This window comes from Blastococcus sp. SYSU D01042, assembly GCF_054050515.1.
Window position 1 is genome coordinate 392,964 of sequence record NZ_JBJGZM010000004.1, and the last position, 13,587, is coordinate 406,550.

Consider the following 13,587-nt stretch of genomic DNA (forward strand, 5'->3'; position numbering starts at 1 on the left):
CCCCTTTCCTGGAGCCGAACGGCACCGGCTCCCCCGATCGGGGGAGCGTCCCGCCCGGCCCGCCTCCGGGGGTGGGCGCCCGCCCCCGGCTAGCCTGCGGACCAGGAGGTACCGCTATCCCCCGCATCCCGACGGCGCTGTGCGGCGTGCTCGCCGTCGCGGGCGCCGCTGCTGCCCTGTCCGCCCGCCGTCCCGGTGAGGGCTGGTCGGCGACGCTGCTCGCGGCCGCCCTCTGCGCGGCCCCGCTGGTCGTGCTCGCCGCCCGGCGGGTGCCGGCCGGCCGCCGAGCGCTGCCGCTGCTCCTCGCGGGCGGCGCGCTCCTGGTCGCCGGGTCGCTCGCCGCCGACGTGCCCGCCGCGCAGGAGCTGCTCGGTCCCGGCACGCCACCTCGCACCCGGGCCCTCCTCGCCGTCGGCACCGCCGCGGCGTTCGGCTGGGCGGCGTGCGGCCTCGCGCTGGCGCTCGCCGGGGCGGCGTCCCGCACCCGCGACCGCGTGCTCGCCGGCCTGGCGACGGGCGTGGCGGCCCTGGTGGCGGTCGGCCTGGCCGGGGCGCTCGCGGCGCGGTCGGTCGCGGGGTCGCCGCAGGCGGCGCTCACCGCCGAGACCCCGCTCGCGGCGACGGCCGCGCTGGTGCTGGCCTCGGCGGTGCTGATCGTCGTCGTGACCGCTCTGTCCGGTACGGCACCCGAGCGGCCGCGGGACCCGGCCACGACCGCGGCGAGCCGCACGGCGGCCGGCGCGGTGGCGGTGCTGCTCGTGGTGGCCGGCGGGTGGGCCTGGGCGCAGACCCGGCCCGACGCCCCGGGCCCGGTTCGGCCGCTGGCGGGGCTGTTCGCGGACGAGGCCCTCGCCGGGTGCGTCGCGCAGGCCGCGGGTCTGCCGGGGCCCGCGGCGGGCATCACCGACCGCGACCTCACCGCGATCGACCAGCTGCGCTGCGACGGCCAGGGGGCGGCAGCGCTGATCCGGTCGCTCGAGGGGATCCAGCAGCTCTCCGGGCTGACCTCCCTGGAGCTGCCCCGCAACGAGATCCGCGATCTGCAGCCGCTGGCCTCGCTGCCCCGGCTGGGTGCGCTGGCCCTGACGGGCAACGCCGTCACCGACCTCGGGCCGCTGGCCTCCCTGGACCTCTTCGACCTCGGCCTGTCGCACAACCCGGTCAGCGACCTGACGCCGCTGGCCGGGATGACGTCGCTCGCCGCGCTGGGGGTGTCGGCCGCGCAGGTCACCGACATCTCGGCGCTCGCCGGGATGGACGGGCTGCGCACGCTCGACCTCGGCGGCAACGCCATCACCGACGTCTCGCCGCTGGCCGGGCTGCGCAGCCTGGACACGCTCCGCCTCGGCAGCAACGCGATCGTCGACCCCTCCCCGCTGGGGACCGTCCCGACGCTGCTGGTCCTCGACCTGTTCGGCAACCGGGTGGGCGCGGTCGGCGGGCTGGCCGACGCGCCGCTGCTGCAGGAGCTGCAGCTCGGCGCCAACCCGCTCACCGACCTCACGCCGCTGCTGCGGACGACCAGCCTGGTCAACCTGGGGCTGGACGAGACCGACGGGACGCGCCTGACCGGCGTGGAGGCCCTGCGGGCCGCGGGTGTCTCGGTGAACGGCCTCGTCTGAGGTTCACCCCACCGGAGGTGGCAGTGGTCACATCGGCGGGCCCCGGCCGGGATCGCCCCGGCGGCACAGGCATGATCCTCCCGATCCCGAGCACGCGTTCGACCCCACACCTGGTCCCGGCGGTGACGCCGGCACCGATGATCGGAGCCACGTTGCACATCGGAGTGCCGCGCGAGAGCCGTCCGCGCGAGACGCGGGTGGCCGCCACCCCCGCCACCGTGACCCAGCTGGTCGGACTGGGCTACGACGTCGTCGTCGAGTCCGGGGCCGGCGCGGGCAGCAGCTTCCCGGACGACGCCTACACCGCCGCCGGCGCGCGGATCGGCAGCGCCGGGGAGGCCTGGCAGGCCGACGTGGTGCTGCGGGTCAACGGGCCCTCGATCGAGGAGATCGGCCGGCTGCGGGACGGCGCGACGCTGATCGGGCTGATCAGCCCGGCGTTCAACCCCGACCTGGTCGACGCGCTGGCCGCCCGGCCGATCACCGTGCTCGCGATGGACGCGGTCCCCCGCATCTCCCGCGCGCAGTCCCTCGACGTCCTCAGCTCGATGGCCAACATCGCCGGCTACCGCGCCGTGGTCGAGGCCGCGCACGTCTTCGGCCGGTTCTTCACCGGCCAGGTCACCGCCGCCGGCAAGGTGCCCCCGGCCAAGGTGCTCGTGGCGGGCGCCGGCGTCGCGGGTCTCGCCGCGATCGGTGCGGCCAGCAGCCTGGGCGCGATCGTCCGGGCCACCGACGTCCGCCCCGAAGTCGCCGAGCAGGTGCGCTCGCTCGGCGGCGAGTACGTCGCGGTGAAGGCCGGCGAGCAGGAGGTCAGCTCCGACGGCTACGCCCGCGAGATGGGCGAGGACTTCAACCGCCGCGCGGCCGAGATGTACGCCGAGCAGGCCCGGGACGTCGACATCGTCATCACCACCGCGCTGATCCCCGGCCGCCCGGCGCCGCGGCTGATCACCGAGGAGATGGTGGCCTCCATGCGCTCGGGGTCGGTCATCGTCGACATGGCCGCCGCGCAGGGCGGCAACGTGGCGGGCTCGGTGGCCGACGAGGTCGTCGTGACGCCCAACGGCGTCTCGATCATCGGCTACACCGACCTGCCCGCCCGGCTGCCGGCCCAGGCCTCGCAGCTGTACGGCACGAACCTGGTCAACCTCCTCAAGCTGCTCACCCCGGGCAAGGACGGCGCGCTGGTCCTCGACATGGACGACGTCGTGCAGCGCGCGATGACCGTCGTGCGCGCCGGCGAGAAGACCTGGCCCCCGCCGCCGGTCCAGGTGTCCGCCGCCCCCGCCCCCGCGCCGGTCGCCGCCGCAGCGGTGGAACCGGTGGCTCCGAAGTCGCCACCTCCGCCGTCCCGGCGCTTCGCGCTGGTCGGCCTGGGTGCCGCCGTGCTGTTCCTCCTCGCCGGCTTCTCGCCCAGCGAGCTGGTCCAGCACCTGACGGTGTTCGCCCTCGCCGTCGTCGTCGGCTTCTACGTCATCGGGCACGTGCACCACGCGCTGCACACGCCGCTGATGAGCGTCACCAACGCGATCTCCGGGATCATCGTCGTCGGCGCCCTGCTGCAGATCGGGCACGACGACGCCCTGGTGACCGCGCTCGCGTTCGTGGCGATCCTCGTCGCGAGCATCAACGTCTTCGGCGGTTTCGCCGTCACCCGCCGGATGCTCGGCATGTTCACCCGGGGGCCCGCGCGATGAGCGCCACCACCGCCGCGTCCGCGGCCTACATCGTCGCCGCGCTGCTGTTCATCCTCAGCCTCGCGGGCCTGTCGAAGCACGAGACGGCCAAGGCCGGCAACGCCTACGGCATGGCCGGCATGGTCATCGCGCTGGTCGCCACCATCGGCCTGGCCGCCGACCACGGCATCTCCGGCACCGGCGCCGTCCTGCTCGCCGTCGCCGTCGTCATCGGCGCCGCGATCGGCCTGTGGCGGGCGGCGAAGGTCGAGATGACCGGCATGCCGGAGCTCATCGCGATCCTGCACAGCTTCGTCGGCCTCGCCGCGGTGCTGGTCGGCTGGAACGGCTACCTGTCGGTCGAGGCGGACCTGGAGAACCAGACCGAGGTCTCCGCCGACCTGCTGGGCATCCACTCCGGCGAGGTCGCCATCGGCGTCTTCATCGGGGCGGTCACCTTCACCGGCTCGATCGTCGCCTTCCTCAAGCTCTCGGCCCGGATCAAGAGCAACCCGCTGGTGCTGCCGGGCAAGAACTGGCTGAACCTGGGCGCGCTGGCCGCGTTCGCCGTGCTCACCGTGGTCTTCGTCGCCGAGCCGAACCTGCCGGTGCTCGCGGTGCTCACCGCCCTGGCGCTCGCGCTGGGCTGGCACCTGGTGGCCTCGATCGGCGGCGGCGACATGCCGGTCGTCGTCTCGATGCTCAACAGCTACTCGGGCTGGGCCGCCGCCGCGTCGGGCTTCCTGCTCGGCAACGACCTGCTGATCATCACCGGTGCGCTGGTCGGCTCCTCGGGTGCCTACCTCTCCTACATCATGTGCAAGGCGATGAACCGCTCCTTCATCTCGGTGATCGCCGGCGGCTTCGGCAACGAGGGCAGCGCCGCGGCCTCCGACGTCGACTACGGCGAGCACACCGAGATCAGCGCCGAGGAGACCGCGGAGCTGCTGCTGGACGCGAAGTCCGTGGTCATCACCCCGGGCTACGGCATGGCCGTGGCGCAGGCGCAGGGCGCGGTGGCGGAGCTGACCCGCAAGCTGACCGAGCGCGGCGTCGAGGTCCGCTTCGGCATCCACCCGGTGGCCGGGCGCCTGCCCGGCCACATGAACGTGCTGCTCGCCGAGGCCAAGGTCCCCTACGACGTCGTCCTGGAGATGGACGAGATCAACGACGACCTCGCCGACACCTCCGTCGTCCTTGTCATCGGGGCCAACGACACCGTCAACCCCGCGGCCTCGGAGGACCCGGCCAGCCCGATCGCCGGCATGCCGGTGCTCCGGGTGTGGGAGGCCGAGCGGGTCGTGGTGTTCAAGCGGTCGATGAACACCGGGTACGCCGGCGTCCAGAACCCGCTGTTCTTCCGCGAGAACAGCCGGATGCTCTTCGGGGACGCCCGCGAGCGCGTGGAGGACATCCTGCGGGCCCTCTGAGGCCGGAGAGGTTCATCTCACGGCCCCTGTCGTCCGCCGCCGCATCGGCCTACGGTCGGTGCATGCGCGCGCACGGTCCGGTCACCGAGCTGCCGGAGGCAGCAGCCTCCGACCACCTCTGCTGGGTGCACCAGGACGACGCCGCCTTCGACGACGCCGTCCGGGAGTTCCTGGCCGGCGGCCTCGCCCGCGGGGAGCGGCTGCTGTGCGTCGGCGAGCGCGCCATCGCGGCGCTCGCCGGCGCCACCGGGCCGCTCGGGGACGCCGACGTGCTCGTCGCCCGGGGCGCGCTGAGCACCATGACGGTGGACGAGGTGTACGCCGCCGCCGGCCCGCTGGTCGTGGAGCGGCAGCGCGCCTACTACGAGGCGGCCACCCGGCGTGCCCTCGACGACGGCTACCGCGGGCTGCGCGTCGTCGCCGAGCTGACCGGGCTGGCCGCCGACCCGGAGCAGCGCGACCTGCTCGCGGCGTGGGAGCACGCGGGCGACGAGTTCATCGCCTCCGGCGCCGGGATGTCGGCGATGTGCGCCTACCGGGCCGACCTGCCGCCGGCCACGCTCGGTGCCCTGCTCTCGGTGCACGCGCAGGGCCGTGCCGACGAGCACCTGAGCCCGTACCGGCTCTTCTTCGCCTACGACGCCGTCCGGCTGGCCGGCAGCGTCGACACGTCCACCGCGGACCGGCTGGCCGCGACGCTGGCCGGCACCCCGGTCGGCCCCTCCCCCGTGCTGGACCTCACCGGGCTCGAGTTCGTCGACGTGGCCGGCTTCCGGGCGCTGGCCGGCTGGGCGGCCGACCTGCGGGCCCGCGGGCTGCCGCTGGAAATCCGCGGCGCCTCGGCGCTGGTGCGGCGGGTGTGGCACGTCCTCGACCTCGACGCGGTCGCCCCCGTGACCTTCGCCGCCCCGCACGGATGACCGCGCCGCCGGCGTCCGCGGGTCCGTCGGCCGGGTTCCAGCACGAGGCGCTGCTCTACCGCGACGACGAGTCCCTGCTCGCGGGGGTGCTGCCGTTCGTCCGCGACGGGCTGGCGGCCGGCGAGCAGGTGGTCCTCGCGCTGCCGCCCCCGCACCTGGACCTGCTGCGGGGGGCGGTGGGCGGCGACGTGGCACGGGTCCGCTGGGTCGGCATGGCGGAGGTCGGCGCCAATCCCGCCCGTCTCCTCGGCGTCCTGACCGCCGCACTGGCGGACGCCACGGCCGGCGGCCGTCGCCTCCGGGTCGTCGGCGAGCCCGCCTGGCCGGGCCGCCGGGAGGCGGAGTACTCGGAGTGCCGCCTGCACGAGCTGCTGCTCGGCACCGCCTTCGACGGCGGCCCGCCCTGGCGCCTGCTGTGCCCCTACGACCAGACGCACCTCCCCCGCGCGGTGCGTCGCGCGGCGCTGCAGTCGCACCCGGTGGTGTCCACGCCCGAGCGGCGCCGGCCGAGCCCGGCGTACTCCCGCGAGGCGGCGGCCGAGGCGTTCGCCGCCCCGCTGCACCAGCCCACCGAGGGGGTGCTGCGCGGCGGGTTCGGCGCCGGCGACCTGCGCGCCACGCGGCGCACCGTGGCCTCCTTCGCCCGGTCCTGCGGTCTGGCCGAGGACCGCGTGCGGGTGCTGGAGCTGGCCGCCGCCGAGCTGGTCGCCAACTCCCTGCGCCACGGGGGCGGCAGCGGCTCGCTCGCGCTGTGGGAGACCCCGGACGCCGTCGTCGTCGAGGTCGGCGATGCCGGGCAGGTCCGCGACCCGCTGGCCGGGCGGCGCACCCCTCCCCCGGGCGCGCCGCGCGGCCAGGGGCTGCACGTGGTCAACCAGCTCTGCGACCTCGTCCAGCTGCGCTCCTCCCCTCGGGGCACGACCGTCCGCATCACGACCTGGCGCTGATCCCCTCGCACCCGACCCGCGCGGGCGGGACACGGCGGGGAGCCCGCGCGGGCGCGACCACTGCCGCGACTATGCTGGACGGCGCGTCAGACAGCCGGCGCCCGGAGGTCTCTCCTCCAGCGGATCCCCAGGACCCGCCGTCATCGCCGGCACTGCCCGCCCGGTGCAACCTCGACACGGAGCATCACGTGACCAGCCCCGACGCCGGCGCCCCGGACGCCGACGCCGTCCGGTCGGCCTTCGACGAGCTCGGCCGCCTCTCGTTCGCCGAGCACTCCCTGGAGTCGGTCGTCCGGACCGTCACCGAGCTGACCACCCGGGTCCTCCCCGGCGAGCGGATCGCCTCGGTCACGATCGTCCGCGGCGACCAGCCGAGCACGGTGGCTGCCAGCGGCGACCTCGCCCTGGACCTCGACCTCCAGCAGTACCGCCTCGGCGCCGGGCCCTGCGTCAGCGCGGCGACGACCGGCCGGATGCACGAGATCGCCGACACCCGTCAGGACCCGCGGTGGCCGGAGTTCGCCGCGCTCGCGGCCGCCGCCGGGTGCGACAGCGTGCTGTCCTTCCCGCTGCCGGCGCAGGAGAAGGTGTCCGGCGCGCTCAACGTCTACGCGCGCGGGCCGGCCTCGGCCGACCAGCCGACCCGGGACCTCCTCGCCCGGCTCACCGCCTACGCCGCCGTCCCGGTGTCGAACATGTACCTCTACGAGGCCGCCGTCGAGCGGGCCGACCACCTGCAGGCGGCGCTGGACTCCCGCGGCGTCATCGACCAGGCCAAGGGCATCCTCATGGAGCGGTTCAAGCTGACGCCGGACGCCGCCTTCCAGGCGCTGACCCGCGTGTCGATGGAGACCAACACCAAGGTGCGGGACGTCGCCGTCCGGTTCGTCAGCACCGGGGAGCTGCGCCCCGAGTAGCGCGGCTCAGGACGCCTCGCCGGCGGTGCCCGCCGGTCCGCCCGGCGGGCCCTCCGGAGGCGCCTCCCGGCGCACCAGGTCGCCCACGGCCTCCTCGAGCCGCGCCCAGGTGCCGCTCCACTCCACCAGCGGCTCGAGGATCCGCTCGAAGACGGCGAGCTGCTGGTCGAAGGCGTCCAGCTGCGCGCGCATGCCGCCGATCGAGGCCCGCTGCGCGGCGACCATCTCGGCGATGGCGCGCAACTGGGCGGCCGACATCGCACCCGGCGGGCTGGGCAGCGTCGGGAACGGCAGCTTGGCCGGCACCGAGCCCGCGACGGTGCGCGCGCGGTCGGTGAAGCCGCGCAGCTGCTGCACGAACTCCTCGATCGACCGGCCCACGAGCCCGCCCGGCGGCGTGCCGCGTTCCGGTCCTGGTCGTTCCTCGGTCATGCCCCCGACGCTAGGCGGGCGAGGGAGCCGGCGCGACACCCCTCCCGGCGCTCGCCGGTCGCGCCCCCCTCCGGCGGCAGACTGGGATCCATGCGCCGAACCCCTCCGCTCGCCGTCCTGGCCCTCGTGGTCGGGCTGGCCGGCTGCGGCAGCGATACGGCACCCGGTGCGGGGGCGGCCCCCTCCACGACCCCGTCCTCGACGACGGATGCCTCCCCCTCGCCGACCGGGCAGCCGCCCACCGGGCCCGAGGCCCTCGTGACCGCGGCCCTCGACGCGCTGGACCGCCGGCAGGAGGTCGCCCAGCTGTTCGTCGTCGGCGTGCCCGCCGACGGGCCGGCCCGCGGGGCCGGGCTGGCCGCCGACGGCGTCGGCGGGATCTTCCTCGCCGGGCGGCCGTCCGGGTCGGCCGCCGAGCTGGCCGGGCTCACGGCGGGCTGGCAGGCGCAGCGCGGGGGCCCGGAGCTGTGGATCGCCGTCGACCAGGAGGGCGGGAGCGTGCAGTCCCTCAAGGGCGCCGGCTTCGACCGGCTGCCGCCCGCGACCGAGCAGGGCGACCTGCCGCCGGACCAGCTGGCCGCGCTGGCCGCCGACCTGGGCGGGCAGCTGAGCAGCGCCGGAGTGAACCTGAACCTGGCCCCGGTGGTCGACGTCGTCCCGGCCGGCACGGAGAGCACCAACGGGCCGATCGGGTACTTCGACCGGCAGTACGGGGCCACCGGCGCGGAGGTGGCGCCCGCGGCGAGCACGATCGCCGACGGGCTGGCCGCGGCCGGCGTCACGCCGACCCTCAAGCACTTCCCGGGGCTGGGCCGGGTGCGCGGCAACACCGACGACACCGCGGACGTCGTCGACGCGGTCACCACCGGAGGCGACGACCAGGTGGGCGCCTTCGCGGCGACCCTGCGGGCCACGACCGCCCGGCCGATGGTCATGATGTCGTCGGCGACCTACGACCTCATCGACCCCGCGCAGCAGGCGGCGTTCTCGCCGGTGGTCGTCGGGGAGCTGCTGCGCGGCACGCTCGGGTTCGCCGGCCCGGTGATCTCCGACGACCTCGGCAACGCCGCCGCGGTGCGGAGCGTGCCGGTCGGCGAGCGTGCGGTGCGCTTCCTGGCCGCCGGCGGCACCCTCGTGCTCACCGTCGCCCCGGACACCTACCCCGCGATGCTGGACGCGGTGCTGGACCGCAGCGAGGAGGACCCGGCGTTCGGCGCGGTCGTCGACGCCGCCGTCCGCACCGCGCTGCTGGCCAAGGCCGAGGCCGGCCTGCTCGACTGACCCCGGAACGCACGAGATCTGCACTCTCGGGGCCATCAGCTGCCTGACGGCCCCGAGTGTGCAGATCTCGTGGAGTGGTGCGGGTGGAGCTGTGGTGCGGTGGAGCTGCGGGGCTCAGTACCAGCCCTTGGCCTGGGAGTGCGACCAGGCGCCGCACGGCGAGCCGAACCGCTTCTGGATGTAGATGAGCCCGGCGTCGATCTGGCGGTAGCCGTCGGAGGTCTTGGCGATCCCCGTGCCGGCCCAGGTGCTGTCCAGGAACTGGGCGATGCCGTACGCGGTGCTGCTCGGGTTCTGCGCGTTGGGGTTCCAGCCGCTCTCCTTGCCCCAGAGCTTCTCGAGGCAGGAGAACTCGGAGCTGTTGCCGCCGAGCTTCTGCAGCGCGTAGCTCTGGTAGGAGCCCGACGGCGCCGCAGCGGGAGCGGCCGCGGCCCGGCTGGGCGCCTGGGTCCGCGGCGCAGCGGCGGCGCGCGCGGCCTCCGCCGCACGCGCGGCCTCGGCGGCGCGCGCGGCCTCGGCGGCACGCGCGGCCTCGGCGGCCCGGGCGGCCTCCTCGGCGGCCTTGCGGGCGGCCTCCTCGGCGGCGATCCGGGCGGCCTCCTCGGCGGCGCGGCGGTCGTGCTCGGCCTGCTCGGCGGCCAGCTGGGCCAGCTCGGCCGCGGTCTGGTCGGCGTCGCGGGCGCTGCGGCTGGCGGCCAGCTGCTGCAGCGGGGCGACGGCGTCGTCCGCGGCCGGCTCGTCGGTGGTGATGCCCAGCTGCTGGGCGACGCTCATGGACTCGGTCTGCGCGACGGCCTGGGCCTCGGGCTCACCGGTCGAGAGGACGCCGACCATGACGGCGCCGGCGGTCGCCACGCCGAGGAGGGCGGCGGACCGGCGGGCACCCAGCGGCGGACGGTTGCGGAGGCGTGCGTTCACGGTGGTGCGGAGGTTCATGGGGAGGGTGTGCTCCGGGTGTCAGGGCGCAGCAGAGCGACCGCCCTCCGAGGGGCGGCGCGCTCGCCAGCTGTCCAGTTCTTCCGTGAGCCGCCTACCGAGTTAGCTGACGGATTCGGGCGGGAAGCAGCCCTACCCGCCCCGGACTGGAGGTCCGGGGCCGGGATTCACCCCAGTACTGCGGTGGGTCCCCGGCTCGCCCGCAGGGCGATTCGGCGGCGCCCGGCGCGACTCCCCCGGGTGGGGTGCCGCCGACCGGACCGATCCAACGTAACCGGCGTTATCGCCCCGTGACAAACCTCGGACCGGAATTCCTGACGTGACCCGCGTCCCGTTCCGGCGTCCGCCCAGGTCAGGGCAGCCGCCACACCGTCGTCCGGCGGAGGCGGGCCGGCGCGGCGGGGTCGCCCTCGGTGTCCGGGACGTCGTGGACGGCTGCCTCCACGAGCCGGTCGTGGGGCAGGTAGGGCCGGCCGGGGTCGCCGATGAACACCTCGGCGCCGGACGCGCGGGCGGCGTCGAGGAACGGCAGCACCCGCTCGGTCATCGTCCGGTCGTAGCAGACGTCACCGGCCAGGACGACGTCGACGACGGGCGGCGCCTCCCCCAGCAGGTCGCCGGCGGGCTCGATGCCGTCGACGCCGTTGAGCGCCGCGTTCTCCGGGATGGCGGCCAGGCCGAACGGGTCGACCTCGCTGGCGACCACGTGCCGCGCACCGGCCATCACCGCCGCCACCGCGACCAGCCCGCTGCCCGCCCCGAGGTCCAGCACCGTCCGTCCCGCGACGACCTCCGGGTGGTCGAGCACGTAGCGGGCCAGCGCCTGCCCGCCCGGCCATGCAGCGGCCCAGAACGGCGGTTCCTGCTCGGTGCGGCCCTGCTCGACCTCCATCGCCTCCCAGAGGGCGACGACGTCGGAGGCGACGAGCAACCGGAGCTCGGGGACCAGCGAGGGCCGGGCCGCCCGGGTGTGGGCGCGGATGAAGGCGGCGGGGACGGGCACCCCCTCAGTCTCGCGCAGCCGCCGTCCTGCGGGCGGTGATGCCCCGGGCGACCAACCGCCAGTAGGTGCCCGGGCGCAACCGGACGAGCACGTCGGGCACCGTGGCGCTCAGCCCGATCAGCAGCCGTGGGCGGCGCGCCTCGATCGCCGCGACGATCTTCGCGGCCGCCTGCTCGGGCGGCATGCGCAGGAGCTTCGCCATCTGGGCGCGGCCCTCGGCGACCTCCGCGGCGTCCACCCCGGAGCCCAGCCGCGCGCTCTCGGCGATCCGCGTCCGGATGCCGCCGGGGTGCACGACGGTCACCCCGACCCCGTCCTCGGCCAGCTCGTGGCGCAGCGACTCGCTGAAGCCCCGGACGGCGAACTTGCTCGCGGCGTAGGCGGCCTGCCCGGGCGGGGCGAAGATGCCGAAGACGCTCGAGACGTTGACCAGGTGCGACCCGGGGTGCGCCTTGAGGGTGGGCAGCAACGCCGCGGTCAGCCGCACCACCGCGCGGAAGTTGATCGCCAGCACCCAGTCGAACTCCTCCAGGGTGACCTGGTCGAACCGCCCGCCGAGCGCGACGCCGGCGTTGTTCACCAGCAGCGTGGTCCCCGGGTGGTCGGCGGCCAGCGTCGCCCCCAGCGCGTCGGTGGCCGCCTCGTCGGCGAGGTCCACGACATAGGTGTCGACCTCGAGTGGAGGGTGAGCTGCGCGGATGCGGTCGGCGACGACGGCCAGCCGCTCGGCGTCGCGGTCGACCAGCACGAGGGAGCTGCCGCGGTCGGCGAGCTGGACGGCGAGCGCCTCCCCGATGCCGCTGGCGGCACCGGTGACGACCGCGGTCCCGCCGGCGAACTCGTAGGCGCGCATCAGACGGCCACCTGCTCGGTCCGGGCCGGTGCGGCGCTGAAGGCGATGCCCTCGTCCTCGAGCGGGCCGCGACGCATGAGCCGCACGTCCTTGATGTAGTTCTGGTGCAGCCGCCACGGCGTCCGCCTGCCCTGCTTGGGCAGCTGGGCGATGCTGCGCTGCACGTAGCCCGCGGCCAGGTCGAGGAAGGGCAGGTCGGCGCCCTCCGGCGGGGCCAGCGGCGTGGCGACGGCGAGCCCACGCCGGTCCATGTGCTGAAGCAGCCGGCAGACGTAGCGGCTGACCAGGTCGGCCTTGAGCGTCCAGGAGGCGTTCGTGTAGCCGATGACCATGGAGAAGTTCGGGACGCCCGAGAGCATCATGCCCTTGTAGGAGACCGTCTCCGGCACGTCGACCGGCTCGCCGTCGAGGCTCAGCTGCATGCCGCCCATGGCCAGGAGGTTCAGACCGGTCGCGCTGACGACCACGTCGGCGTCGAGGTGCTGACCCGACGCCAGCTCGATGCCGGTCTCGGTGAAGGTCGCGATCCGGTCGGTGACCATCGACGCCTTCCCCTCGCGCAGGGTGCGGAACAGGTCGCCGTCGGGGACCAGGCACAGCCGCTGGTCCCACGGGTCGTAGGGCGGGTTGAAGTGCGTGTCGACGTCGAAGCCCGCCGGTAGCTGCTTGACCGTCAACCGGCGGACGAGCGCCCGGACGCGGTCGGGCCAGCGGCGGCTGGCCTGGAACAGCGCGGTCGAGCTGAGCACGTTCTTCCACCGCACGACCGGGTAGGCGACGCGCGCCGGCAGCCGGCTGCGCAGCAGCTCGGCCAGCGGGTCCTTGCCCGGCAGGGACAGCACGTAGCTGGGCGTGCGCTGCAGCATCGTCACGTGCGCGGCGTCCTCGGCCAGGTTGGGCACCAGCGTGACGGCGGTGGCGCCGCTGCCGATGACGACGATCCGCTTGCCGGTGCCGTCGAAGTCCTCCGGCCAGTGCTGCGGGTGGATCAGCTGCCCGGTGAAGCGCTCCTCGCCCGGGAACTCGGGGCGGAAGCCCTCGTCGTAGCGGTAGTAGCCCGAGCACACCGACAGCCACGAGCAGGTGAGGGTGACCGTCTCCCCGGTGTCGGTGCGCCGGGCGGTCACCGTCCACCGGGCGTCGGCGCTGGACCAGTCGGCGGAGAGCACCTGGTGGTGGAAGCGGATCTTCTCCTCCACGCCGTGCTCGCGGGCGGTCTCCCGGATGTACTCGCGGATCGACCCCCCGTCGGCGATGGCCTTGGCGCCGGTCCAGGGCTTGAAGTCGTAGCCCAGGGTGAACATGTCGGAGTCCGACCGGATGCCGGGGTAGCGGAAGAGGTCCCAGGTGCCGCCGACGGCGCCCCGCGACTCCAGGACCGCGTAGGTCTTGTCCGGGCACTCGACCTGCAGGTGGCAGGCGGCGCCGATGCCGGACAGGCCGGCGCCGACGACCAGGACGTCCACGTGCTCGGGGCTCATCTGCACTCTCCAGGATCGGGCCGACCGGGAGGCCGACGCTATCGACACCGTGTCGAACGAGTCAACAGGGTGTCGAGGTACGGGCC

12 protein-coding genes and 1 riboswitch are annotated in these 13,587 nt (G+C 75.2%); of the genes, 7 read left to right on the forward strand and 5 right to left on the reverse strand.

From position 1 onward, the window contains the following. Nucleotides 1-146: 146 nt before the first annotated feature. The 6 genes from ACI79H_RS10780 (at nt 147) to ACI79H_RS10805 (ending at nt 7,515) form a co-directional block, all read left to right on the forward strand. The gene (locus ACI79H_RS10780) at nt 147-1,622 is read left to right on the forward strand and encodes a leucine-rich repeat domain-containing protein (protein WP_456554376.1); all 1,476 of its coding nucleotides are present in this window, start codon (nt 147-149) and stop codon (nt 1,620-1,622) included. A 137-nt stretch (nt 1,623-1,759) separates the two neighbouring features. Then, nucleotides 1,760-3,322: a Re/Si-specific NAD(P)(+) transhydrogenase subunit alpha gene (locus tag ACI79H_RS10785; protein ID WP_456554377.1), complete on the forward strand. Its 1,563-nt coding sequence runs from the start codon at nt 1,760-1,762 to the stop codon at nt 3,320-3,322. Continuing rightward, nucleotides 3,319-4,731 (forward strand): Re/Si-specific NAD(P)(+) transhydrogenase subunit beta, encoded by a 1,413-nt coding sequence (gene pntB / locus ACI79H_RS10790; protein WP_456554378.1) that lies wholly within the window; start codon nt 3,319-3,321, stop codon nt 4,729-4,731. The genes ACI79H_RS10785 and pntB overlap by 4 nt, the downstream gene beginning before the upstream one ends. 62 nt (nt 4,732-4,793) lie before the next feature. After that, nucleotides 4,794-5,651, forward strand: a complete 858-nt coding sequence (locus ACI79H_RS10795) for an MEDS domain-containing protein (protein WP_456554379.1) — start codon at nt 4,794-4,796, stop codon at nt 5,649-5,651. Next, the gene (locus ACI79H_RS10800; protein WP_456554380.1) at nt 5,648-6,598 is read left to right on the forward strand and encodes an anti-sigma factor RsbA family regulatory protein; all 951 of its coding nucleotides are present in this window, start codon (nt 5,648-5,650) and stop codon (nt 6,596-6,598) included. The genes ACI79H_RS10795 and ACI79H_RS10800 overlap by 4 nt, the downstream gene beginning before the upstream one ends. 188 nt (nt 6,599-6,786) lie before the next feature. Continuing rightward, nucleotides 6,787-7,515: an ANTAR domain-containing protein gene (locus ACI79H_RS10805; RefSeq protein ID WP_456554381.1), complete on the forward strand. Its 729-nt coding sequence runs from the start codon at nt 6,787-6,789 to the stop codon at nt 7,513-7,515. Between the two features lie 6 nt (nt 7,516-7,521). Here ACI79H_RS10805 and ACI79H_RS10810 read toward each other — a convergent pair whose 3' ends face one another. Continuing rightward, a complete protein-coding gene (locus ACI79H_RS10810; RefSeq protein ID WP_456554382.1) occupies nt 7,522-7,947 on the reverse strand; it encodes a hypothetical protein in 426 nt (141 codons plus the stop codon). A gap of 90 nt (nt 7,948-8,037) precedes the next feature. On the opposite strand from ACI79H_RS10810, the gene ACI79H_RS10815 reads away from it, so the two are divergent. Next, nucleotides 8,038-9,228: a glycoside hydrolase family 3 N-terminal domain-containing protein gene (locus ACI79H_RS10815; protein WP_456554383.1), complete on the forward strand. Its 1,191-nt coding sequence runs from the start codon at nt 8,038-8,040 to the stop codon at nt 9,226-9,228. A 114-nt stretch (nt 9,229-9,342) separates the two neighbouring features. Here the strand turns inward: ACI79H_RS10815 and ACI79H_RS10820 are convergent, their stop codons facing one another. From ACI79H_RS10820 to ACI79H_RS10835, 4 genes are all read right to left on the reverse strand, one after another. Then, nucleotides 9,343-10,164 carry an aggregation-promoting factor C-terminal-like domain-containing protein gene (locus tag ACI79H_RS10820; protein ID WP_456554384.1) on the reverse strand — a complete coding sequence of 274 codons (822 nt, stop codon included), beginning with the start codon at nt 10,162-10,164 and terminating at the stop codon, nt 9,343-9,345. 76 nt (nt 10,165-10,240) lie between these two features. Continuing rightward, a riboswitch (cyclic di-AMP (ydaO/yuaA leader) is annotated at nt 10,241-10,392 on the reverse strand. 124 nt (nt 10,393-10,516) lie between these two features. Next, on the reverse strand, nt 10,517-11,167 hold the full coding sequence (locus tag ACI79H_RS10825; RefSeq protein ID WP_456554385.1) for a class I SAM-dependent methyltransferase: 651 nt from the start codon (nt 11,165-11,167) through the stop codon (nt 10,517-10,519). A 4-nt stretch (nt 11,168-11,171) separates the two neighbouring features. After that, on the reverse strand, nt 11,172-12,020 hold the full coding sequence (locus ACI79H_RS10830) for an SDR family NAD(P)-dependent oxidoreductase (RefSeq protein ID WP_456554386.1): 849 nt from the start codon (nt 12,018-12,020) through the stop codon (nt 11,172-11,174). Beyond that, entirely contained in the window at nt 12,020-13,501 is a 1,482-nt protein-coding gene (locus ACI79H_RS10835) for a flavin-containing monooxygenase (protein WP_456554387.1), read from the reverse strand. The genes ACI79H_RS10830 and ACI79H_RS10835 overlap by 1 nt, the downstream gene beginning before the upstream one ends. Nucleotides 13,502-13,587 lie beyond the last annotated feature (86 nt).

Coding starts and splice junctions, on each gene's coding strand:
- ACI79H_RS10785 (WP_456554377.1), top strand. CDS start 1,760: ATGATCGGAGCCACGTTGCACATCGGAGTGCCGCGCGAGAGCCGTCCG.
- pntB (WP_456554378.1), top strand. CDS start 3,319: ATGAGCGCCACCACCGCCGCGTCCGCGGCCTACATCGTCGCCGCGCTG.
- ACI79H_RS10795 (WP_456554379.1), top strand. CDS start 4,794: ATGCGCGCGCACGGTCCGGTCACCGAGCTGCCGGAGGCAGCAGCCTCC.
- ACI79H_RS10800 (WP_456554380.1), top strand. CDS start 5,648: ATGACCGCGCCGCCGGCGTCCGCGGGTCCGTCGGCCGGGTTCCAGCAC.
- ACI79H_RS10810 (WP_456554382.1), bottom strand. CDS start 7,947: ATGACCGAGGAACGACCAGGACCGGAACGCGGCACGCCGCCGGGCGGG.
- ACI79H_RS10815 (WP_456554383.1), top strand. CDS start 8,038: ATGCGCCGAACCCCTCCGCTCGCCGTCCTGGCCCTCGTGGTCGGGCTG.
- ACI79H_RS10820 (WP_456554384.1), bottom strand. CDS start 10,164: ATGAACCTCCGCACCACCGTGAACGCACGCCTCCGCAACCGTCCGCCG.
- ACI79H_RS10830 (WP_456554386.1), bottom strand. CDS start 12,020: ATGCGCGCCTACGAGTTCGCCGGCGGGACCGCGGTCGTCACCGGTGCC.
- ACI79H_RS10835 (WP_456554387.1), bottom strand. CDS start 13,501: ATGAGCCCCGAGCACGTGGACGTCCTGGTCGTCGGCGCCGGCCTGTCC.